Source organism: Rhizobium chutanense, assembly GCF_002531935.1.
Classification (GTDB): domain Bacteria; phylum Pseudomonadota; class Alphaproteobacteria; order Rhizobiales; family Rhizobiaceae; genus Rhizobium; species Rhizobium chutanense.
The window spans coordinates 93770-115045 of record NZ_NWSV01000020.1 but is presented as its reverse complement, the minus strand read 5'-3'; the positions used below and the strand labels follow the sequence as shown (position 1 = coordinate 115045).

The 21276-nt window shown below is 60.2% G+C and carries 19 protein-coding genes; 9 read left to right on the top strand and 10 right to left on the bottom strand.

Translation table 11 applies throughout. The annotated features are described in order from the left end of the window. Positions 1-192 precede the first annotated feature (192 nt). The 3 genes from CO666_RS24145 to CO666_RS24135 all read right to left on the bottom strand — a co-directional run bounded on the left by CO666_RS24145 (position 193) and on the right by CO666_RS24135 (position 3260). A complete protein-coding gene (locus CO666_RS24145; protein WP_097614679.1) occupies positions 193-1032 on the bottom strand; it encodes a MetQ/NlpA family lipoprotein in 840 nt (279 codons plus the stop codon). Between the two features lie 246 nt (positions 1033-1278). After that, the gene (msuE, locus tag CO666_RS24140) at positions 1279-1839 is read right to left on the bottom strand and encodes an FMN reductase (protein WP_097614686.1); all 561 of its coding nucleotides are present in this window, start codon (positions 1837-1839) and stop codon (positions 1279-1281) included. Between the two features lie 218 nt (positions 1840-2057). Next, positions 2058-3260 carry an MFS transporter gene (locus CO666_RS24135; protein ID WP_097614678.1) on the bottom strand — a complete coding sequence of 401 codons (1203 nt, stop codon included), beginning with the start codon at positions 3258-3260 and terminating at the stop codon, positions 2058-2060. Between the two features lie 354 nt (positions 3261-3614). Here CO666_RS24135 and CO666_RS24130 point away from each other — a divergent pair, with 354 nt between their 5' ends. The 9 genes from CO666_RS24130 (at position 3615) to CO666_RS24090 (ending at position 14217) form a co-directional block, all read left to right on the top strand. Continuing rightward, a complete protein-coding gene (locus tag CO666_RS24130) occupies positions 3615-4073 on the top strand; it encodes a helix-turn-helix domain-containing protein (protein WP_097614677.1) in 459 nt (152 codons plus the stop codon). A gap of 26 nt (positions 4074-4099) precedes the next feature. Continuing rightward, the gene (locus CO666_RS24125; RefSeq protein ID WP_097614676.1) at positions 4100-6049 is read left to right on the top strand and encodes an AfsR/SARP family transcriptional regulator; all 1950 of its coding nucleotides are present in this window, start codon (positions 4100-4102) and stop codon (positions 6047-6049) included. A 128-nt stretch (positions 6050-6177) separates the two neighbouring features. Continuing rightward, on the top strand, positions 6178-6417 hold the full coding sequence (locus CO666_RS24120) for a hypothetical protein (RefSeq protein WP_097614675.1): 240 nt from the start codon (positions 6178-6180) through the stop codon (positions 6415-6417). A gap of 311 nt (positions 6418-6728) precedes the next feature. Next, entirely contained in the window at positions 6729-7943 is a 1215-nt protein-coding gene (gene repA, locus CO666_RS24115; protein ID WP_097614674.1) for a plasmid partitioning protein RepA, read from the top strand. 42 nt (positions 7944-7985) lie between these two features. Then, entirely contained in the window at positions 7986-9038 is a 1053-nt protein-coding gene (repB, locus tag CO666_RS24110; RefSeq protein WP_097614673.1) for a plasmid partitioning protein RepB, read from the top strand. A 149-nt stretch (positions 9039-9187) separates the two neighbouring features. Then, positions 9188-10480, top strand: a complete 1293-nt coding sequence (gene repC, locus CO666_RS24105; RefSeq protein WP_097614672.1) for a plasmid replication protein RepC — start codon at positions 9188-9190, stop codon at positions 10478-10480. 248 nt (positions 10481-10728) lie between these two features. Beyond that, complete coding sequence (locus CO666_RS24100; RefSeq protein WP_097614671.1) at positions 10729-11322, top strand: shikimate kinase; 594 nt, start codon at positions 10729-10731, stop codon at positions 11320-11322. Positions 11323-11533: 211 nt separating this feature from the next. Next, positions 11534-12100, top strand: a complete 567-nt coding sequence (locus CO666_RS24095) for a sugar transferase (RefSeq protein ID WP_097614670.1) — start codon at positions 11534-11536, stop codon at positions 12098-12100. A 122-nt stretch (positions 12101-12222) separates the two neighbouring features. Continuing rightward, the gene (locus CO666_RS24090; protein WP_097614669.1) at positions 12223-14217 is read left to right on the top strand and encodes a polysaccharide biosynthesis protein; all 1995 of its coding nucleotides are present in this window, start codon (positions 12223-12225) and stop codon (positions 14215-14217) included. Positions 14218-14353: 136 nt separating this feature from the next. On the opposite strand, the gene CO666_RS24085 is transcribed toward CO666_RS24090, so the two are convergent. The 7 genes from CO666_RS24085 to CO666_RS24055 all read right to left on the bottom strand — a co-directional run bounded on the left by CO666_RS24085 (position 14354) and on the right by CO666_RS24055 (position 21274). Then, positions 14354-15628 (bottom strand): O-antigen ligase family protein, encoded by a 1275-nt coding sequence (locus CO666_RS24085; RefSeq protein WP_097614668.1) that lies wholly within the window; start codon positions 15626-15628, stop codon positions 14354-14356. 242 nt (positions 15629-15870) lie between these two features. Then, entirely contained in the window at positions 15871-16218 is a 348-nt protein-coding gene (locus CO666_RS24080) for a cupin domain-containing protein (RefSeq protein ID WP_097614667.1), read from the bottom strand. After that, complete coding sequence (locus tag CO666_RS24075; protein ID WP_097614666.1) at positions 16211-16879, bottom strand: cysteine hydrolase family protein; 669 nt, start codon at positions 16877-16879, stop codon at positions 16211-16213. The genes CO666_RS24080 and CO666_RS24075 overlap by 8 nt, the downstream gene beginning before the upstream one ends. Further along, positions 16879-18429, bottom strand: coding sequence for an ABC transporter ATP-binding protein (locus tag CO666_RS24070; RefSeq protein WP_097614665.1), 1551 nt, complete (start codon positions 18427-18429; stop codon positions 16879-16881). The genes CO666_RS24075 and CO666_RS24070 overlap by 1 nt, the downstream gene beginning before the upstream one ends. Beyond that, positions 18426-19127 (bottom strand): biuret amidohydrolase, encoded by a 702-nt coding sequence (biuH, locus tag CO666_RS24065; protein ID WP_097614664.1) that lies wholly within the window; start codon positions 19125-19127, stop codon positions 18426-18428. The genes CO666_RS24070 and biuH overlap by 4 nt, the downstream gene beginning before the upstream one ends. Positions 19128-19217: 90 nt before the next feature. Further along, positions 19218-20144 carry an ABC transporter permease gene (locus CO666_RS24060; protein WP_097614663.1) on the bottom strand — a complete coding sequence of 309 codons (927 nt, stop codon included), beginning with the start codon at positions 20142-20144 and terminating at the stop codon, positions 19218-19220. After that, positions 20144-21274 carry an ABC transporter permease gene (locus CO666_RS24055; protein WP_097614662.1) on the bottom strand — a complete coding sequence of 377 codons (1131 nt, stop codon included), beginning with the start codon at positions 21272-21274 and terminating at the stop codon, positions 20144-20146. Before CO666_RS24055 ends, CO666_RS24060 begins: the two co-directional genes overlap by 1 nt. Positions 21275-21276: the final 2 nt, after the last annotated feature.

The following is a 21276-nucleotide window of genomic DNA, read 5'->3' as shown; positions in this document are numbered from 1 at the left end:
CCGGCCGGTCGATCAGCCGGCCCGTTTCAGCCAACCCGAAGGGCCGGGCATCTTTCCGCCAGGATCAAAGGCGATCGTCTCGGACGTACCTTGGGGTATGCCCTTCGCCAATCGCCTTTGCCCTGACGAAAACCTGCTCCGGCAGAATGCTGCAATCTAACCCGGAGAGGCTCTAACCCCAGCCTGTTCGGATCAATAGGCGCTGAGACCGGTGCCCTTGTAGACCTTGTCGAACTCGGCCTTGACGATGTCGTTCTGATAGGAAGACACCAGCGTCTTGACCCAGTCGGCGTCCTTGTTGTCGTCCTTTACGGCGATGAAGTTGCGGTACGGATTGTCGGCGATCGGCTCCTGCGCAATGCGCTCGGCCGGCGAAAGACCGCTCTTCAGCGCCCAGTCGGTATTGACGACGCCGGCATCCAGATCGTCGATCGACCGGCCGACGATGCCGGCATCGAGCTCCTTGATTTCGATCTTCTTCGGATTGTCGGTAACGTCGGCGACGGTTGCGAGAATGCCGGTGCCGTCCTTCAGTTTGATCAAGCCTTCGTTCTGCAGAACACGCAGCGCCCGCCCTTCATTCGAGGGATCGTTGGGCACGCCGATGACAGCGCCGTCCGGTATCTCGGCGACCGACTTGTACTTCTTGGTATAGAGGCCGATCGGCCAGACGCCGGTATAGCCGACGCGGGTGATATGGTAGCCGTGCTGCTTGATCTGATTGTCGAGATAGGGCTGATGCTGGAAGGCATTGGCGTCAACCTCGCCGCGCTCCAACGCTTCATTCGGCTGCGTATAATCGTTGAAAATAACGGTCTCGATCTTCAGACCCTTTTTGGCCGCCTCGCTGGCGACCACGCGCCAGATGTCCTCTTCCTCGCCGGCCATGATGCCGACCTTGATCGACTTGTCCTCGGCAAAAGAAGGAGCAGGTGCTGCGAAGGCAAAGAGTGTCGCAGCGGAAACGGCGACCGCGGCAAGAGCGGCGCGGCGCGAAAGGTGGAAGCCGTGAAGATTTCTGTTCTTGGTCATTTTGTTATCCCGTCTGACTGAGTGAGGCCAAGCGCCCCGAGCAGGCTGATCATGGCAAACGTCGGTATCGGGAGCGAAGTACGAACGTCCGATGTACGGGAGGGGGCGGAAAAACTCTTGCTCTGCCATTGATATCGGCAGGATAAATTTCCATCAAATTTATGGATTAATGACGGCTCGTGAGGATGTTCTAAAAAGCGAAAACGGCGCCTCTGGGGCGCCGGTTCCAAGCCGCTTGGACACTCTTCATTCGGCAGCGACAAGCACTTGGTGGCGGATAGGAAAGAAGGCTGAGAGTTCACCGATAACCTCGCCGATCCGCTTCGAAAGCGGTTCGGACGAGACGCGGTAATCGGTGAAGTCGCGGTCGGAAGCATAAACGGCCGTCGGCAGCGTGTGAGACATGAAGAAGCCGAAGAGCGGACGCAGCTGATGCTCGACCATCAGCGCGTGCCGATCACCGCCGCCGGTTGCGGTGATGATGATCGGCTTGGCGCGCAGCTCATGCGGGTCGATCAGGTCGATCAGATGCTTGAAGAGGCCGGGATAGCTGCCCTTGTAGGTCGGCGCGCCGATGACCAGTAGATCGGCATTGACGATGTCGTCGATGACTGCCTTGGCGCGGCTGTCGAGGTCGTCACGGCGCAGCGCCTGGCCGAGCGAGGGGCCGACATCGGTCAGGTCGTAGATGGTGTTGTCGAAGCCGTATCTCTCGCCGGCGAGACCGGCGACGTTTTCGACGAGCGCGAAGGTCTTCGAGGGGCGGTTGAAGCTACCCGCAAGGCCGACCAGTTTTTGAGCAGACATGCCATTTCCTTCCAAAATCGTGCCGAAACCGATGCCATTCTCCAATGAATATTATCTATAAAAATAGTGGATTAAAGGAATGGGGATCCCTCTTCCGCATATGGGGAGAAAAATACGTTCGGGCCTGTCGCGATAGCGACGTGAGAAACCGCATGATGCGTCGCGCCGGACTATCGAGGGATATTCCGGGCTCGACGCATCATCTGCAGGCAACCGATTTAGATCGATTTCGGCTTGGGGATACGCGGCAGGAAGATCGTCAGCAGGCCGAGCAGCGGCAGGTAGGAGCAGATGCGATAGACGAAATCGATGCCGTGGGTATCGGCGAAATCACCGAGCAGCGCGGCACCCAGCCCCCCTGCCCCGAACGCAAAGCCGAAAAAGACGCCGGCAATCAGCCCGACGCGCCCGGGCACCAGTTCCTGTGCGAAGACGACGATCGCCGAGAAGGCTGAAGCGAAGATCAGGCCGATGACGACGCTGAGCACGCCCGTCCAGAAAAGATTGGCATAGGGCAGCAGCAGCGCGAAAGGAATGACGCCGAGGATCGAGAACCAGATGACGAAACGGGCGCCGAAGCGATCGCCGATCGGTCCGCCGAGGAAAGTGCCGACGGCGACCGAACCGAGAAAGAGGAAGAGCATCAGCTGCGCCTGCTGCACGCCGAGCGCGAACTTGTCGATGACATAGAAGGTGAAGTAGCTCGATACGCTCGCCATGTAGACGTTCTTCGTCGCTGTCAGCAGCACGAGGATGGCGAGCGCCCAGACGACCCTGTTCTGTGGCAGCGGCAGAGCCCGGCTCACTGCCGGCTTGCTGGCATTCTCCCGCCTGTGGCTCATGTACCAGTTGCCCACCCAGCTCAGCACGACCATGCCGACCATGGCGATGGCGGCGAACCAGGAGACGCTGTGCTGGCCGAGCGGCAGCACGATGAAGGCGGCGAGCAACGGACCGATCGCCTGGCCGGCATTGCCGCCCACCTGGAAGAACGACTGGGCGAACCCGTGGCGGCCGCCGGAGGCAAGGCGGGCGACGCGCGAGGACTCCGGATGGAAGACGGCCGAACCGAAGCCGATCAGGCTGGCGGCAAAGAGCAGCAGTTCGAAGCTGCCGGCATTGCCGAGCAGGATCAGGCCGCAGAAGGTGCTCGCCATGCCGACCGGCAGTGAATAGGGCATCGGCCAGCGGTCGGTGACAATGCCGACCAGCGGCTGCAGCAGCGAGGCGGTGACCTGGAACGTCATGGTGAGAAGGCCGATCTGCACGAAAGTAAGATCGTAATTGGCCTTGAACAGCGGATAGAGCGAGGCGAGCAGCGACTGCATGATGTCGTTCAGCATGTGGCAGAAGCTGACCGCCACCAGGATAGACATCGTTGTTTTTTCGAAACGGGGCGCGCGCTCGGCAACGGTTGCCATGGACATTCCTCCTGGACGGCCCGGTTGGTTGCCGTGCCGCATCGCTTTTGTTCGATGGATTTCGGGCGATCGGGGCTGGGGAAGATGATAGCGACGGTCGCTGAGATGCATTTAGCCTAAGCCGGAGGGCGATCACAGCCCAGTTTCATCCGGATCGGTACGGCTTTTGTTCGATTTGCTCTTTTTCCGCCGATTCCTGCCTGGCTTGACGGCTTCGCGAACGCGGGCTTTCATACCACAGTCAGCCGCGATCGTTACCCATAGAGTATGACATCTGAAAACAACCATGGAAAACCGGGGCGGGGGATACTACAGCTGCGCTGAATGAAATGCGATCGAGGCTGAAAACACGCGATGAATGTCAAGACACCGAATGCAATAGACGGCTATGTCGGAGCGCGCATAAGAATGCGCCGGCAGTTGCTCGGAATGAGCCAGGAACGGCTTGCCGAACAAATCGGCGTCACCTTTCAGCAGGTTCAGAAATACGAAAAGGGCATCAACCGCATCGGCGCAAGCCGTCTGCAGCGAATCGCCGAGGTGCTTCACACGTCGCCGAGCTTCTTCTTCGAGCAGGAAAATTCCGAGCCGCTGACGTTGCAAGGGCTGGATCTGCCCGCAAATACCGATCCGGTCGCCGAATTCCTGCGTACGAAAGAGGGATTGGTGCTCAATCGCGCCTTTCTGAAGATCGCCGACCGGAATGTCCGTGAAACGATCATCGCACTGGTGAATGCGATGGCGCAGGCGGAAAGCCGCGGTGTAATATTGGGTGCCTCGGTTGCGGATATCACCCTTCCGCTCGGAGAATAGTCAGGCAGTCGGCAGGCAATATCCGCATGAAGCTCAGGCTCGAGTCATTTGGTGAGTTGCGGTTGATCGACCCGGCCGGGCGGCCGGCGGCGTTCCCGGAAAAGGGCCTGCTGTCGATTTGTTATTTGCTGGACCGTGATTTGCGAGATGGGGCGGGAAGCGAATATCCGCGCTCGGCGCTGGCGCGGTTCTTGTGGGACAGCCATGACAATTCCGACATCATGGCCAATCTGCGCAAAACCATATCGCGCATCCAGGCGCGTCAGGCCGAGCTCGGCACCGAACTTCTGGTCTTCACGGCGACCGGTGTTCGGGTCAAGCCGGATGCATTGGTCGACGATCTCTCCGAACTCGCCAACCCCGGCGGCGAAGGCGCAGTTGGCAAGCTGCGGCGGCTAGTTGCGATCCTTCGCCAGGATTTCCTGGCCGGGCTCGCCGACCAAAGCGTCAGCACGCGGCAATGGATCGCCGGTCAGCGTGACAGGCACATGGCAGTTCTGGTGGATGCGCTGAAGACGGCGCTGCCGATGGCCAGGTCGCGGGAAGATGTCAGCCTGATCAAGGAGGCGGCGCTCAGGATTTTCCGCGAGGCACCGGATGACGAGAACATTCGTCGTATCCTTCTCGGAGCCTACGAATCCGAAGGACAGCTGGAGAAAGCGCGTCGGCTTTTCGAGACGAACAAGCACGGGCTGGAAAGCGCATTCGATATCGGCCTCGACGTCCAGGCTTTGGGAGAGATTCGCAAAATCTTTGCCGGCGGCCAACCACCGCAAAGCCCTGCGGTGCCGCTGAACGACGGCGGCGTTCGCGTTGCCGGTCCCCTGCCCCGTCTGGTGCTGCTGCCGCCGGGAGGTACGGAAGCGGCCGGTGCCCCGCCGATGCTCTCTGCGGCACTGATCGAGGACGTGACCATCGGCCTTTGCGCGCTGAATACGGTTTCGGTGGTGGCGCCTCATACGGCCGATCGGATCGCACGCAATGCCGACAAGGCTGAGCTGATCTTGCGTCATTCGATTTCTTATGTTCTCGACACGCGGCTGACCGATCATGCGGGCGTGCGCGCGCTGTTTGTCCAGCTGATTCACGCCGGCAGCGATGAGGTCATCTGGGCCGAGCGTTTCAGCCTCGCGAAATACGAATTGATAAGCCACCGGCGCGACATTGCCCGGCAGATCGCCAGAGAGCTCGCCGGGCAGGTCCGCCGGCATGAAACCATGCGCGATTCCTTCGAGGGTAATTCGGCCGCTTATCACAGCTACCTTCTCGGCCTGCGGGATGTGAAGCGGCTCGCCCTTCCCGACGTGCGTCGCTCCCGAAAGGCTTTCCGCGAGGCGCTTCAACACAGCGCAGATTTTGCCCCGGCGCTCAGCGGATTGTCGCGGACGTTCCTCGTCGAGTGGCTGCTGACGGCACGCGGCGACAGCGAGCTGCTCGGACTTGCGGAGGATTATGCCAACCGGGCGATCGTCGCCGATCCTTCGTTTGCCGCCGGCTTTCGTGAGCTCGGCGTTGCCAAACTTTATCTCGGCGACCTTGATGAAAGCGTCCTGGCGTTGAAGATCGCGGAGGAACTGAGCCCGCATTATGCCGATGGCATTGCGAGTTATGCCGATACGCTCGTTCATGCGTCGCGCCCTGCCGACGCATTGGCCAAGATCGAGCGGGCCATCTCGCTCAACCCGCTGAGCCCGACCGACTATCTATGGACGGCAGCCGGCGCGAATTTCGCCCTCGGCCATTATGCCGAGGCGCTCGAGCAGATCGCCCTGATGGACGACCGGACGCCGGCCGACCGCCTTTCGGCTGCTTGCTGGGCCATGCTCGGCGATATGAAAAACGCGCGCATCTATATGCGCAAGGTCCGCGAGATCTATCCGGATTTCGATGTCGACAAATGGCTGTCCGTCGTTCCGTTCAAGGAGCAATGGCAGAAGGAACAGTATCGCGAGGCTCTGCGCCGGGCCGGTTTCTGAAGTCTGACACCGAAAAGTCTCAGCCGACAAATCCTGTCACGCCTGTGTCACGCGCGTCTTTCGTTCAAGAGGATTAAGCTGCCTTTGCTCTGTCGGCATGCGCCTGGCAGGGGAAGGAGAATTCTCAGATGCACGACGCAGCCGAAGCAACGCCCACCCCGAAAAGTGAAGAAGAGCTCAAGGAACTGGTATCGCTCGCCAGGCTCGTTGCCTATGCCCGAGAAAACGCCAGAGACCTGAACGCCGAATTCTCTGCCTATTGTCTCGACCTTGCGCTCGGCGCCCTGCTGCAGGACCTCGACAGAAGCGGCGTGTCCTTTTCCCACGAAAGCGGCCAAGACGCTTATCTGCTCGGCACGCGGCACTGAACGGCCGTTACGGTCGACGCCTCGCCGTTGCCGGCCTCGCCTCGCAGAGCCGCACGCGCCGATATTTTGATTCCCACTTTTTCCGATCGGCTATGATGCCGATGCGGTCCCGGTGTCGCCGATTCGGCCCGTCGATACCCGGTTGTCGTGGCGACAGTGCCACCGGGCGGCATGTCCAAGCCTTTGAAAAAGATTGGACAACCCAGCGGTAGGGTCTGGTTAACCCTATTTGCCTTGCCACTCTTTCAGAATCGGCGCTAAATGCGGTTTCAAAGCGAGCAGAGCTTTTAAATCGCATTTTCGAGATTTCCATGAATATGGCACCGCAGATAGACAAAGCAATTTCCGATGTCGACCAGCTGATCATTGGTCAGGCGCAGGAACTATCCGACAAGCTGAAGCAGCATCGGCTCGAAATGTTTCCGCCGCGCGCGCTGAAGGGTCTTAGGGAATTTCAGCTTGCCGAAGTGGCGCGTTTTCTCGGCGTGACCAGCGGCTATCTTCGAAATCTGTCCCTGGAAGGCAAGGGTGCCCTTCCGCAGGTCACGCCGTCAGGCCGCAGATCCTATACGGCGGAGCAGATGGGAGAGATGCGCACCTTCCTGGAGCACAACGCGCGCGCCGGAACCCATTATGTGCCTCGTCGCCGCGGCAACGAACATCTGCAGGTCGTCGCCGTCGTCAATTTCAAGGGGGGCAGCGGCAAGACGACGAGTGCAGCACATCTTGCCCAGCACCTTGCCCTGACCGGTCACCGTGTCCTGGCCGTCGACCTCGACCCGCAGGCATCGCTCTCGGCCATCCACGGCTTTCAGCCTGAGTTCGACGTCAACGAGAATGAGACGCTCTACGCCGCCATCCGCTATGACGATCAGCGGCGGCCGCTCCGGGAGATTATCCGGCCGACGAATTTCCCGAACCTGCATCTGGTGCCGGGTAACCTCGAGCTGATGGAATTCGAGCACGATACGCCGCGCGTGCTTGCTCAGGGCAAGGCGGGCGATTATGGGCGCGTCTTCTTCGCCCGGCTGGACGAGGCGCTGTCCTCGGTCGCCGACGACTACGATGTCGTCATCATCGACTGCCCTCCCCAGCTCGGCTTTTTGACGATGAGCGCCATCTGCGGCGCAACGGCGGTTCTGATCACCGTCCATCCTCAAATGCTCGATGTCATGTCGATGTGCCAATTCCTGCAGATGCTCGGCGAGGTGCTGAATACGCTGAAAGGCGCCGGCGGCGACATGAACCTCGATTGGCTGCGTTACCTCGTTACCCGTTACGACCCGCAGGATGGGCCGCAAACGCAGATGGTCGCCTTCATGCGTTCGATGTTCAAGAACCATGTGCTGACCAATCCGATGTTGCGCAGCGTCGCGATCTCCGATGCGGCGATGACCAATCAGACGCTATATGAGGTCGAGCGGAGCCAGTTTACCCGGGCGACCTATGACCGCGCCATGGAGGCGATGGATGCCGTCAACAATGAGATCGGCGATCTCATTCACAAGGCTTGGGGGCGGAAATGACCGAGAAGTTTACTGCGGTAAACCGAGGCGAGGAGCGGGCGGATGGCGCGTAAGAATCTCCTTTCCGGACTGATGGACGATTCCAAGAAGTTTACTGCGGTAAACAATGAGGACGAAGCCCTCCATCGGGACGAGAAACAGCAGATCACCTATAAGGGGATTGGCGCTCTCGGCGCCGTCACGCGCAGTATCGATGCGCTGGCTGCCAAGGCCGATGCGGCCAAAGCGATCGAGGAGAAGCTGGCGACCGGCGAGACGGTGATCGATCTCGACCCTGCCCTCATCGAAGATTCCTTCGTGACGGACCGTCTGGCCCACGCCGACGAACAGTTTCGCGAATTGGTCGAAGCGATCCGCCTGCGTGGCCAGGACTCGCCGATTCTCGTTCGCCCGCATCCTGAAAAGGACGGCCGGTATCAGATCGCCTTCGGCCACCGTCGCGCCCGGGCCGCTAAGGAACTCGGCAGACCTGTCCGCGCCGTGGTCAAGAAGCTTGACGATCGCGATCACGTGATTGCGCAGGGGCAGGAGAATTCGGCGCGTGCCGATCTCTCTTTCATCGAGAGGACGATGTTCGCCGACAAGCTCGACACGCTTGGTTTCGACAGGGAAACGATCATGTCGGCGCTGAGCGCCGACAAGACGACGGTTTCCAAGATGCTGTCCGTCACCAAGCGGATCCCAGCCGAAGTGCTGACCGCGATCGGTGCGGCGAAGACCACCGGCCGTGACCGCTGGCACGATCTGTCGGTCAAATTCGAAACCGAAAACATCTCCGCTCGGGCGATCGAGTTCAGCAGCTCGGCGGAATTCAGGGCGGCGGAACCGAATGCCCGCTTCGATATGCTTGTTGCCTTCATCGGCAGGAGGCAGGAAGCGGCCCCGTCCATCCCGGCGCTTCAGCCCACGGCACGCGCCTGGCAGCGCAAGGACGGCGCGGTCAAGGCAAAGATTAGGGATGACGGGAAACAGTTCACCATCGCGCTGAAGGCGGAAAAGGCGTCTGCCTTTGGAGCCTATATCGCCAGCAATCTGGATCGTCTCTACGAGGCGTTCGAGAAGACACAGGATTTGACGAAGAACGGAGATCAATAAGCAAAAGAAAAGGCCCCCGAACGTTGCCGTCGCGGAAGCCCTCTCTGATCTAGACACCCAGAGAATCACATTTCCGCGAATCATAGTCAAGAGTCTTTGGCACCGAATTTGGTGAGCCGTGATCTTTTGCCTTGAAGAAGGCGAAGAAAATGGAAAGCGGAAGTGTGACGACGCCCTTCGGGCGGCGGCCGATGACGTTTGGCATGTTGGCAAGCCAGGCGGCGGCTCGAAAAATCGAGCCCGGCCAATCGATTGATAAGTGGAAGCTCTATCGTGCCCTATGCGAAGCCAGGCCGCTGCTCGGCGTCACCGATCGGGCGCTCGCCATCTTGAACGCCTTGCTGAGCTTTTATCCGAAGGGGGAGCTCTCCGAAGACAACGGGCTTGTCGTGTTTCCTTCCAATGCACAGCTCTCCCTGCGTGCGCATGGAATGGCGGAGCAGACGATCCGTCGGCATCTGGCGGCCTTGATCGAGGCCGGATTGCTGATCCGCAAGGATAGCCCGAACGGCAAGCGTTATGCCCGCAAGGAGCAGGGCGGGGAACTGCGCGAGGCTTTCGGTTTCTCACTGGCGCCGCTGCTTGCGCGCGCTGAGGAGATCGAGCGGCTGGCGGCGGAGGTGGTTGCGGATCGATTGCACCTGCACCGACTCAGAGAGCGCCTGACGCTCTGCCGACGCGACGTCGCCAAGCTTATCGAGATGGCGTTGGAGGAGGGGGCTGCCGGCGATTGGAGCGCCGTTCATTTGCATTTTCGCGATGTCGTCGAACAGCTGCCACGGTCGCCATCCGCCGAACAGATCGCAGCCGCGCTCGACGAATTGGAGCTGCTGCGCGAAGAGATCAGCAATCAGTTGGAAATGCAGGTTAAAACTCAAAATCAAAGCGGCAATGCCCAACATTCTGAGCGGCACATACAGAATTCAAACCCACAATCCACTACTGAACTTGAACCAAGCTTCGAACCGAAGCAGGGCGCAACGGCGGATGATCGATCGACAGGTCAGGCCGAACCGATAGCTGAAATACAGCCAGTCGAGGGAAAAAACGAGCATGTCTCGGGCGCACGCGCTGCCTCCGCTGCTCACGGTACGCTCAAATCCTTCCCGCTGGGGCTGGTGCTGCAGGCCTGCCCTGAAATTGCGGCCTATGGACCCCGGGGCTCGGTCGGCACTTGGCGCGATCTGATGGCGGCCGCTGTGGTCGTTCGTTCGATGCTCGGCGTCAGCCCGTCGGCCTATGAGCAGGCCTGCGAAATCATGGGCGCGGAAAATGCCGCCACCGTCATGGCCTGCGTCCTCGAGAGGGCAGGGCATATCAACTCCGCCGGCGGTTACCTGCGCGATCTGACACGCCGCGCCGAGAGAGGGGAATTTGCCATCGGTCCAATGTTGATGGCCCTTGCCCGCACGAATTCGCCGGTGAGGGGGAAGGTGGGATGAAGATTCGCTTCGGGCTTGTGGGTAACTGTTATGGTTAATGAAATGTGACGGAAATGAAGGCGAATATAACTTCTGATTGGAGGCTTCTCGCTTTAAGATCATGGAGTTAGAGGTTGCGCAGGTCCATGAAACCGGAGGGAAAAAGGCAACTGGAGCAGATTCGATTGCTTTTCTTGCGTATTCTCTGCCGGCGCCTTGATGTTATGGACCGATTTGATGATCTGTTTTAAGACGTTGTGAATGGGCCGATGAGTGAACAAGTCTTGAGCCTTGCCGAAAGCCTTAGAGACCGGGCGCGCGCTACGCTGGGTCAGCGCAATCTTGTCCTGGTCGGACTCATGGGGGTCGGGAAGTCCTCGATTGGCCGGCCTCTTGCACAGGAGCTCGGCATTCCCTTTGTCGATACCGATGTCGAGATCGAGCGTGTTTCGCGCATGACGATCACCGAACTCTTTGCCGCCTATGGTGAGCTGGAGTTCCGGGCGCTGGAAACGCGTGTCCTCAAACGTCTTCTTGAGGGTGCCCCACGTGTGGTCTCGACGGGGGGCGGCGCCTTCATCAACGCGAGCACGCGCCAGCACATCAAGAGCGGCAGCCTCTCCGTCTGGCTGAAGGCCGACCTTGACGTGCTGTGGAACCGCGTCAACAAACATGACGAACGACCGCTGCTCAAGACCGAGAATCCGAAGCAGACCCTCGAGAACCTGATGAATGCGCGTTATCCGATCTATGAGGAAGCGGATCTGACGGTTCTCTCCCGCAACGTGGGCAAGGATATCATGGTGAAGGAAATCCTGGCTGCCATCGTCGAGGGGAAGACAGCAGAAGGCAGAATGCCATGAATGCACGTCGGCCAGATCGATCGAGCCGAACGTCCTTGGCGAAGGTCCGCCAACCAGAAACTCAATGGCGAGGAAAAACGAGTCTATCATCGACCAGGCCGGCCCATCGGGAAATCACGATGTCCTGCAGTTGACGCGAAATGGTTTTTGACGATACGGCAAAGCGATAGCGCAATTGGCGGAGCCGCTTGGGGGCGGGGAGCTACGGAGCATGGGTTTGAAACGGGCGGTGGATTTTTTCCTGGCTTTGGCGGCATCGGTGATCCTGCTCGTTCCGATCCTTATCGTCGCTCTTTGTGTTCGCCTTACCTCGCCGGGACCGATCCTCTATTGGTCGAAACGCGTCGGCCGTTTCAATCAGATCTTCCTGATGCCGAAATTCCGCAGCATGCGCGTCGACACACCAACGGTTGCCACACATCTGCTCGAAAATCCGGATCGGTTTTTAACCCCCATCGGCTCGTTCCTGCGCAAATCCAGCCTCGACGAACTGCCGCAACTGTGGTGCATCCTCGAGGGAAAAATGAGTTTCGTCGGCCCCCGGCCGGCGCTCTACAATCAGGATGACCTGATAGAGCTGCGGACGGCCCTTGGCGTCGACAAGCTCCTGCCCGGATTGACCGGGTGGGCGCAGATCAACGGCCGTGACGAGTTGCCGATTCCGGAGAAGGTGAAATTCGACGTCGAATATCTCGCGCGGCGTTCATTCGGCTTCGACATGCGCATCCTGTTTCTGACCGCAGAGAAGGTCATACGCCGTAAGGGAATCAGGCATTAACCTACCTACTTCTGATAGATAAGCGGGACGGAAGGGCTTGATTTCCGATTATTTCAGTTGCGCTCATTGCAGAAAGCGACAAGAAGGTGGTTGTCTGTTGATCTGCGAGACGCTGGTAAGCAATGTCCGAACATTCTCCCTCTGAGACACCGCGCTCAAGATGGTTCTTAGTGCCGATGCAAGCGCTCGTCGCCCCCTTGCTGGCGATGCCGCGGGTTGCCAAACGCGCGCTGGCTTTGCTGGTGGATTCCAGCTTTTGTGTTCTGACGATCTGGCTCGCCTATTGCTTCCGGCTGAACGAATGGACGGTGCTGACCGGCGTGCAGTGGCTGCCGGTCCTCGTGTCGCTATGCATGGCCCTTCCGATCTTCATCGTCATGGGCATGTATCGGGCGATCTTCCGTTATGCCAATCTGGCTGCTTTCATTACTGTTCTGAAGGCGATTGCGATCTACGGCTTCGCCTTCATGACGATATTTACGGCGCTCAGCGTCCCGGGTGTTCCGAGAACCGTCGGTATTCTCCAACCTTTCCTGCTGCTGATCGGGATCGGTCTGTCGAGAATAGGTATCCGCTATTGGCTCGGGGATGCCTACCAGCGGATCCTTCACAAAAATACCCTCGCGAAGGTGCTGATCTATGGGGCAGGGAAGGCCGGCCGGCAACTGGCCGCTGCCTTGACGAACAGCGCCGAACTCAATGTCGTCGGCTATCTGGATGATGATCCGCGCCTCAAGGGCGGCGTCATGGGGGGCTTGCCGATCTACGACCCTTCGGATCTTCCGGTGCTTGCCGAAGCTCTTGGCGTGCACAATGTGCTTCTTGCTCTTCCATCGGCATCACGGCAGCGGCGCAACGAAATCCTGGAGCATATCCGCAAAGCCAGGGTGAATGTGCGCACATTGCCGGACCTCACGGCGCTCGCTCAGGGACGCGTCGCCGTCTCCGACATTCGTGAGCTGGAGATCGAAGATCTGCTGGGCAGAGAAGCGGTCGCGCCGCGCCAGGAGCTGCTCGACAAGGCAATGCGCAACAAGGTGGTGATGGTCACGGGCGCCGGCGGCTCGATCGGCGGCGAGTTATGCCGCCAGATTCTGCGCAACAAGCCTTCCAGTCTGATCCTCCTCGATCAGAACGAGTTTGCGCTTTATAACATCCATGCCGAGTTGCTGAAGCTGGCCGAACTGTACGAACATGAAAATCTGCAGATCGTCCCGATCCTCTGTTCCGTCCGCGATCAGGATCGCATGGAGCATATCATGCAGAGCTGGCGACCGCAGACGCTTTACCATGCCGCCGCCTACAAGCATGTACCGCTTGTCGAACACAATGCCGTGGAAGGCATCAAGAACAACGTCATGGGTACGCTGGTCACCGCGCGCGCGGCGCATAAATGCGGCGTCTCGAATTTCGTGCTGATCAGCACGGATAAGGCCGTGCGGCCGACCAATGTGATGGGCGCCAGCAAGAGGCTGGCGGAGATGGTTCTGCAGGCGCTCGCAGCAGAACTGACGACCGACAGAATGCGAACGAATTTTTCCATGGTCCGCTTTGGAAACGTCCTCGGCTCTTCCGGATCCGTCGTGCCGCTGTTCCGGCAGCAGATCAAGGATGGCGGCCCCGTTACGCTGACACATCCCAAGATAACCCGCTATTTCATGACGATTTCGGAAGCCTCGCAGCTCGTCATACAGGCCGGCGCGATGGCTGACGGCGGCGATGTGTTCCTGCTCGATATGGGAGAGCCGGTTCGCATTGCAGATCTTGCCCGCAAGATGGTGGAGCTTTCCGGGTTGGCCGTCCGCGACGAGAACAATCCCGAAGGTGATATCGAGCTTTCCGTTACCGGTCTCAGACCCGGCGAGAAGCTCTATGAAGAGCTGCTGATCGGGGACAATCCGGAAACAACCGAACATCCGCGGATCATGAAAGCGCGTGAGGATTTCCTGTTCTGGCCGGAGCTTTTGAAAAAGCTCAACGCCCTCAATGCGGCATTGGATCGCAACGATATGATCGCCGCACGGGCGACCTTGGCGGAGCTTGTTTCCGGCTATTCGTCAACGGGTGAGGTTTCGGATCTGGCGTTCACCGGCGCCGAAACCACGACGGCCGCCTGAGAATCGAGCATCCTGCTCTTAGAGCAGGTCGCGCAAAAGTGTGCGGCGGTTTTGCGACAACGACATGCGTAAAAACAAAAACCTAAAGCACGTCGAATGAATCAAAATTGACGCGACGTGCTTTAGTCCATCGGCGTCAGTCGCGGACGACGGGCGCAAAACCTGTGCTGCCGCGATCCACGCAAATCAGGGCGACCAGATAGGCGAAGATCGGGTCCAAGGCCTTCTGATTGAACATGATGCCAAAGCTGCCGGTTATGACGTAGCTGCTGACGAGCAGAAGAGCGAGCGCAATAGCCAAGTCCCGGCCCGGCCCGGATTCCTTTCGCCACGCGCCGATCACGGGTGTCGCGAGCATCAGCGAAAGCGCTGCAATGCCGAAAATGCCGGCGTCGATCCCCGCGGTGAGAAAACCATTATGGACATGCGAATAGGTCAGTTGCGGCCTTATCGTCTCGGGCAGTTCCGCCAGCACCGAAGCCATCCGGTTTTGCGGGCCGTAACCTGTCAACGGGTCCTTGCTGATCGCTGACACTGCCCCCTTGTACAGAGCGAACCGTGCACTCAGCGACGTGACTTCGCCGTCGCTGCGTTCGAGCGATGCCATATTGTCCTGCAGCGCCTCGATTCGATGGAGGATCTGGCCGCTGCCCAGAGCAATCAGTCCCGCAAACAGCAAAGAGCCGGTGATGGCGAGGCTGCGTAAACTCAGATGGAAGCTGTGTTTGCGAAAATACCAGAGAAAGATGACGATATGGATGGGGATCACCAGCCAGGCCGAGCGCGTTCCGGAAAGCAGGACGCAGCCCAGACCGGCGGCATATCCCAGTATGGCAATTCTTTGCTCGACACTCTTGGGTGATTGAACGTTCAGAAGCGAAATACCGCCGAAAAGAACGCCGATCACGCCGAGCAGTGCAGCGTTCGAAGTGCCGGCCTCTGCCCTCTCCATCAGGAACATGATCTGCAGCAGACTGAAGAGAAAGGTCACGATCATACCGATACCGGCGCCGAGGATAAACAGCGGCAAGAGGCTGCCATCGGGAGACTGGCGCATCCGCGGCAATATCAGCCAGACCGAAAAGAAAGGCAGCAGCCGGAATATCCAGTTCAGTTCTTCGGAGTAGGGCGGATTGATGAATATGCTGGCGATCATCACCAGCGGGTAGACCGACATGCCAATGGCAACCAGCCGGTCCGATCTCGAGAGGTTCAAGGCCAGCCGACCCGTCGCCAGACAGTAGATGCCCCACACCATCGACGCCAGAAGGATGAAGGAGTTAAAGTTCGGCGAAAGTCCGGGCAGGATTGCAAAGAGAAAGACCGCTATGCGGTTGTTTCGATCGAGTGCGCTTCCCGCCCCATTATCGGGATAGAGCACTGCTATCTTCAGTTGTCTGAGGTATCTCACTTGCCGATCCTGACCATGCCCATGCCGTCTCGCTAAGGATCGTGATCACGGCTGTCAAGCGACCGGGGATTGGATGCAATCTATGGCTTTATTGGTCGTGGTATTCCTGCAACAGGATTTATCGGCGCGTGAGCGCGGAAAACGAGGGTGGAGAGAAACTGTGGCGCCGGTTCCTGATTTGACGCCGTGACGTGGCATGATCACAACGAGGCATATCGAAGGACGATATGCCTCGGCTAACGTTATTTCTCCTCCAGCATCGTCACGGGCCGGTCCCACTGGATGAGCACGACGCAGCCGGTATCGCTCCAGACCGAATGCTCGCTGCCGGCTGCGTTGACGATATAGCTGCCGCGGCCGTAGTCGCCTGCCTCGTCGGATTGCACGCCGTCGAGCACGAGAATGGTTTCCAGCCCCTCATGGCGATGGCGGGGAACGCCGGCGCCGGCTTCGTATTTCAGGAGCGCCACGCCTGGCTGGTCGCCCTCGAAGGGCCGGATCCAGTGGATCGTCACTCCGTCGCGGAAGGGCCCGAATTCCAGATCCTTCCAGCCGCCTGAGGTCAGCAATTCGCGGGTTGTTTCAGGCATGGGCGAGGCTTTCCAATATGTCGTCGACATGCGCCGTCCAGCCGACGATCGCGCCTTGGGCACGGATCATCGCGATGGCGGCGGCCTTGAACTCCGGAAAATAGCTTTCCGTCGCCTCCTCGGCGAGCAGGCACTCATAGCCGCGGTCGTTTGCCTCGCGCATGGTGGTCTGGACGCAGACTTCGGTCGTGACACCTGCGAAAACCAGCTGTTTGATGCCCTTTTGCTGCAGCACGTCGCCGAGTTCGGTCGCATAGAAGGCGCCCTTGCCGGGTTTTTCGATAATCACTTCGCCCTTAAGCGGCGCAAGTTCCGGCAGGATCGCCGTGCCGGGTTCGCCGGAGATGAGAATGCGGCCCATCGGGCCTTCGTCGCCGATCCGGAGCGAGGGATTGCCGCGGTCGCGTTTGGCCGGCGGCAGATCGGAAAGATCGGGCCTGTGGCATTCCATCGTGTGGATGACCGGCAGCCCGGCGTAACGGAAGCCCTGGATGAGGCGTTTGACATCGGGCACGATTCTGGTGATGCGGCTGACATCATTGCCGAGGCTGGCGCCGAAGCCGCCGGGCTCGGCGAAATCCCGCTGCATGTCGATGACGATGAGGGCAAGCTGGTCGTGCTTCACCGGAAAGGCGAAAGGTTCTGCCTTGATCTCCGCCATCAGTGATGCCCCGCCATATGGGCGCCGATCACGCCGATATCGGCTGCGCGCGCCGGCGTCTCGTAGACCAGCCTGCCTTCGGAAATGACCATGATGCGATCGGACATCTCAAGCAGTTCGTCGAGGTCCTCGGAGAGCAGCAAAACCGCAGTGCCGGAATTGCGCGCCTTCATGATACGGGCTCGGATCTCGGCAACGGCGGAGAAATCGAGGCCGAAACACGGGTTCGAGACGATCAGCAGATCCACCTTGCCTGTGAGTTCGCGGGCAAGCACGGCGCGCTGCACATTGCCGCCGGAAAGCGCGGCAATCGGCGAGGAAGACGAGGCCGTCTTCACCTTGAAGTCGGAAATCAGCGCCGTGGCGCGCTTTCTCATCTTGCCCTTGTTCAGCCAGACCGCGTCCTTGCCGTCCGCCTTGAGATCGAAGGTGCGGAAGGCGAGATTTTCGCTGACCGTCATGCGCGGGGCACAGGCATTCTGCAGCGGCTCCTCGGGGATGAAGCGGACATTGTTCTTGCGCGTCTCGCGGCGTGTCGCGCCGTAGGCCTCGCCTTTGACACTGACACGGCCGGCATTGGTCGGCCGCTGGCCGGCAAGGATTTCCGTCAGTTCCTTCTGGCCATTGCCGGAGATGCCGGCAATGCCGACGATCTCGCCGGAACGGACCATGAGATTGTCGATCTCGATGGTCTTGAGACCGGAACGATCCGGCGCCGTCACCTGTTCGACCTCAAGCACCGGGCCGGCGCTCTCGGAGACCGGAACACGGGTATCAAGCTCGGCGAGCTTGACGTCCCCGATCATCATCGCCGCCATATCTGCGGTGGAGAGCTCGCCGACCTTGCCCGTACCGACCAGCTTGCCGCGCCGCAGGATCGAGACGGCATCGGCGAATTTCGTCACCTCGTGGAACTTGTGAGAGATCATCAGCACGGTCAGTTCGCCGCGCTCGGTCATCCCACGCACAAGGCCGAGCATCTCGTCGGCTTCCGCCGGCGTCAGCACGGAGGTTGGTTCGTCGAGGACGAGAAAGGAGCGGCCGAGATAGAGCTGCTTGACGATTTCAAGCTTCTGTTTCTCGCCGGCGGCCAGTTCGCTCACCGGCCGGTCGAGCGGGATCTTGAAGGGCATCCGCTCCATGAAGGCGGAAAGATCCTTCCGCTCTTTCGCCCAGTTGATGATGGCGGGGACTTCCGCCCGGCTGATGACGAGGTTTTCGGCACCGGTCAGCGAAGGGACCAGCGTGAAGTGCTGATAGACCATGCCGAGGCCGTAGCTCGCCGCATCCTTGGGCGAGGCAATCGCCACCTCGCGGCCATCGACGGAAAGAGAACCTGCCGTCGCGTGATAGAAGCCCATGATGCATTTGACGAGCGTCGACTTGCCGGCGCCGTTCTCGCCGAGCAGGGCGTGGAAGCTGCCTGAGGGCACCTTGATCGAGACATGGTCGAGGGCGGTGAAACTGCCGAAACGCATCGTCATGTCGATCGTGTCGATGCCGACGGCCTTGCCGGGTTGCGGGAGCGGAGTGTCGCGGATCGTGCTCATGGCAGCTGGCTCACGAGCGTTGTGGAATTGGAAACGGAACCGAAGACGCCGCCCTGCATTTTCACCATCTTGATGGCAGCGAGATGGTTGCCGTAATCGGTCGCGCCGCAGCAGTCTTCCAGAAGCAGGCATTCGAAGCCGCGATCGTTGGCCTCGCGCATCGTGGTGGACACGCAGACATCAGTCGTGATGCCTGTGAGGATGATGTTTTCGATCCGCTTCTGGTTGAGGATCAGTTCCAGATCGGTGGCGCAGAACGAGCCCTTGCCGGGCTTGTCGATGATGGTCTCGCCCTCGATCGGATAGAGTTCCGGGATGATGTCCCAGCCGGGTTCGCCGCGTGTGAGGATGCGCCCGCAGGGGCCGGGATCGCCGATGCCTGCGCCGATGCGCTGCGAACGCCAGCGCTTGTTGGCCGGCAGGTCGGCAAGATCGGGCCGATGACCCTCGCGCGTGTGGATGATGTGATAACCCTTGGCGCGCATGGCGGCCAACACCTTCTTGATCGGCTCGATAGGCGCCTGGACCAGCGACAGGTCGTATCCCATGTGGTCGACATAGCCGCCCTTGCCGCAGAAATCCGTCTGCATGTCGATGATGATCAGAGCGGTATTGTCCGGCCGCAGGGCGCCGTTGTAAGGCCAGGCATAGGGGTCGGCGTCGATATAATGTCCTTTGGTTTCGACCACGGCGTCCATCGTCTTCTTCTCCTATTCACCCGCGGGTTTGAATATTGTTCCGTCGGTTCGAGCGCTTCAGTGCGAGGCTGGAAATCGGCTGCCGCCTCCTCATTTCGTCAGCGACAGCGCGCCCGGCGCGCCGGCGAGCGAGCGTGTCGGCGACGAGGTCGCGATCATGATGATGAGGGTGAGCACATAAGGGGCCGCATAGAAGAGATAGTAGCCCTGGGTCACGCCGACCGATTGCAGCGCCGGCCCCAGCGCGCCGGCCCCGCCGAAGAGCAGGGCGGCGAGGAAGCAGCCGACCGGGTTCCAGCGGGCGAAGATGACGAGTGCGACGGCCATCAAGCCCTGGCCTGAAGATATGCCCTCGTTCCACGATCCGGGATAATAAAGCGAGAGATAGGCGCCGCCGATCGCCGCCAACGACCCGCCGGCGGCCGTCGCAAGCAGGCGCACCCGATCCGGATCGATGCCCATGGCGCGCGCCGCATCCGTGCTGTCGCCGACGACGCGCAGGATGAGACCCAGGCGCGTATTGCCGAAGGCCCACCGCAGGGCGAAGGCCAGCAGGGCGCCGAGGATGAAGAGCACGTTGATGTTCAGCGCCGCCTGGAGCTGCGGCAGGCTCGACCAGAAACCGAAGGGGATCGCCGGCAGATGCGGCGCGGCCGGCTGAATGAAGGACTTGCCGAGGAAGAAGGCGAGGCCCAGGCCGAACTGCATCATCGCAATGCCGATCGCGATATCGTTCACCTTCGGCCATTTGCAGATCCAGCCGTGAACGAGACCGAAGATGGCGCCGGTCGCCATGGCGGCAAGCACGCCGAGCCAGGGCGAGTTGGTCATGACGGCGACGGCGTAGGCCGTCATCGCGCCGAAGACGAGCGTACCTTCCAGGCCGAGATTGATGCGGCCGGAGCGCTCGGTGATCGTCTCGCCCAGACTGACGAAGATGAAGGGGGTGGAAACGCGGATGGCGCCCGCCAGGATCGCGAGCGGCACGCCCCAGATGCCGATGCCCGTCTCTACCATCAGAGGCTCCTTTTCCAGAGGTCGGGATTGAAGATCTTGAAGCGGCCGTAGAAGGTTTCGCAGAAGAGGATGACGATGAAGAGCGTGCCCTGCAGCACCAGCACCGTAGCGTCGGGCATGCCCATGCGGCGCTGGATGAGGCCACCGGAAGCATCGATGCCCCCGAGCAGGATCGCGACCGGGATGATCGCCAGCGGATTGTGGCGGGCCAGGAAGGCGACAAGAATGCCGGTATAGCCATAACCCGCGGCGAGCGAGGCATTGGCGCTGCCCTGGACGGCGACGACCTCGATCATGCCGGCGAGCCCGGCAAAGCTGCCGGCGATCGCGGTAAAGCCGGCGATCAGCCTGCCGACCGGCAGACCTTGGATCTGGGCGGCGCGCACATTGCCGCCGGCGATCCGCGCCGCAAAACCATAGCTCGTCACTTCGATCAGGATAAAGGAAAGGATGCAGGCGAGGATGCCGATCACCAGGCCCCAATGCACATCCATGCCGGGGATGTTGCCGAGCATATAGTCTGCTGGCAGCGGTTTGGTCGAGGGTTTGTTGAGACTGGCGGGATCGCGCAACGGCCCCTCGACGAACTGGTTCATCAGCGCAATGGCGATATAGGACAGCAGCAGCGAAGAAATGGTCTCGTTGACGCCGCGGTAGTGGCGCAGGAAACCGGCAAGGCCGATCCAGGCGCCGCCGACCACCATGGCAGCAATGCCCATGAGAATGAGGGTGAGGGAAACAGGCGCGGCGCCGACGAGCGGCATGGCCATGGCTGCTGCAGCAACGCCGCCCAGCACGACCGCTCCTTCCCCGCCGATGATGACGAGGCCGAGGCGGGCGGGCAGGGCGACGCAGAGCGCCGTCAGGAGAAGGGGTGCGGCGCGGCTTAAGCTGTTTTGCACCGAAAACCAGCTGCCGAAGCCGCCGGTGTACATGAGTTGGAAGAGCACGACCGGCGATTTGCCGATCGCCAGGATGAAGAGGGAGAAGAGCCCGAGCCCGATCAGGATGGCCACAAGGCCGATAATGATCGGTTCGGCCTTGCGCGCCATCCATTCGAGCAGGGGACGCAGCGAGGCTGATTTGCCGGAAGCGACTGATATTGCGGGATCATCGGCCTGAACGCTCATGG

Coding starts and splice junctions, on each gene's coding strand:
- CO666_RS24145 (WP_097614679.1), bottom strand. CDS start 1,032: ATGACCAAGAACAGAAATCTTCACGGCTTCCACCTTTCGCGCCGCGCC.
- msuE (WP_097614686.1), bottom strand. CDS start 1,839: ATGTCTGCTCAAAAACTGGTCGGCCTTGCGGGTAGCTTCAACCGCCCC.
- CO666_RS24135 (WP_097614678.1), bottom strand. CDS start 3,260: ATGGCAACCGTTGCCGAGCGCGCGCCCCGTTTCGAAAAAACAACGATG.
- CO666_RS24130 (WP_097614677.1), top strand. CDS start 3,615: ATGAATGTCAAGACACCGAATGCAATAGACGGCTATGTCGGAGCGCGC.
- CO666_RS24125 (WP_097614676.1), top strand. CDS start 4,100: ATGAAGCTCAGGCTCGAGTCATTTGGTGAGTTGCGGTTGATCGACCCG.
- CO666_RS24120 (WP_097614675.1), top strand. CDS start 6,178: ATGCACGACGCAGCCGAAGCAACGCCCACCCCGAAAAGTGAAGAAGAG.
- repA (WP_097614674.1), top strand. CDS start 6,729: ATGAATATGGCACCGCAGATAGACAAAGCAATTTCCGATGTCGACCAG.
- repB (WP_097614673.1), top strand. CDS start 7,986: ATGGCGCGTAAGAATCTCCTTTCCGGACTGATGGACGATTCCAAGAAG.
- repC (WP_097614672.1), top strand. CDS start 9,188: ATGGAAAGCGGAAGTGTGACGACGCCCTTCGGGCGGCGGCCGATGACG.
- CO666_RS24100 (WP_097614671.1), top strand. CDS start 10,729: ATGAGTGAACAAGTCTTGAGCCTTGCCGAAAGCCTTAGAGACCGGGCG.
- CO666_RS24095 (WP_097614670.1), top strand. CDS start 11,534: ATGGGTTTGAAACGGGCGGTGGATTTTTTCCTGGCTTTGGCGGCATCG.
- CO666_RS24090 (WP_097614669.1), top strand. CDS start 12,223: ATGTCCGAACATTCTCCCTCTGAGACACCGCGCTCAAGATGGTTCTTA.
- CO666_RS24080 (WP_097614667.1), bottom strand. CDS start 16,218: ATGCCTGAAACAACCCGCGAATTGCTGACCTCAGGCGGCTGGAAGGAT.
- CO666_RS24075 (WP_097614666.1), bottom strand. CDS start 16,879: ATGGCGGAGATCAAGGCAGAACCTTTCGCCTTTCCGGTGAAGCACGAC.
- CO666_RS24070 (WP_097614665.1), bottom strand. CDS start 18,429: ATGAGCACGATCCGCGACACTCCGCTCCCGCAACCCGGCAAGGCCGTC.
- biuH (WP_097614664.1), bottom strand. CDS start 19,127: ATGGACGCCGTGGTCGAAACCAAAGGACATTATATCGACGCCGACCCC.
- CO666_RS24060 (WP_097614663.1), bottom strand. CDS start 20,144: ATGGTAGAGACGGGCATCGGCATCTGGGGCGTGCCGCTCGCGATCCTG.
- CO666_RS24055 (WP_097614662.1), bottom strand. CDS start 21,274: ATGAGCGTTCAGGCCGATGATCCCGCAATATCAGTCGCTTCCGGCAAA.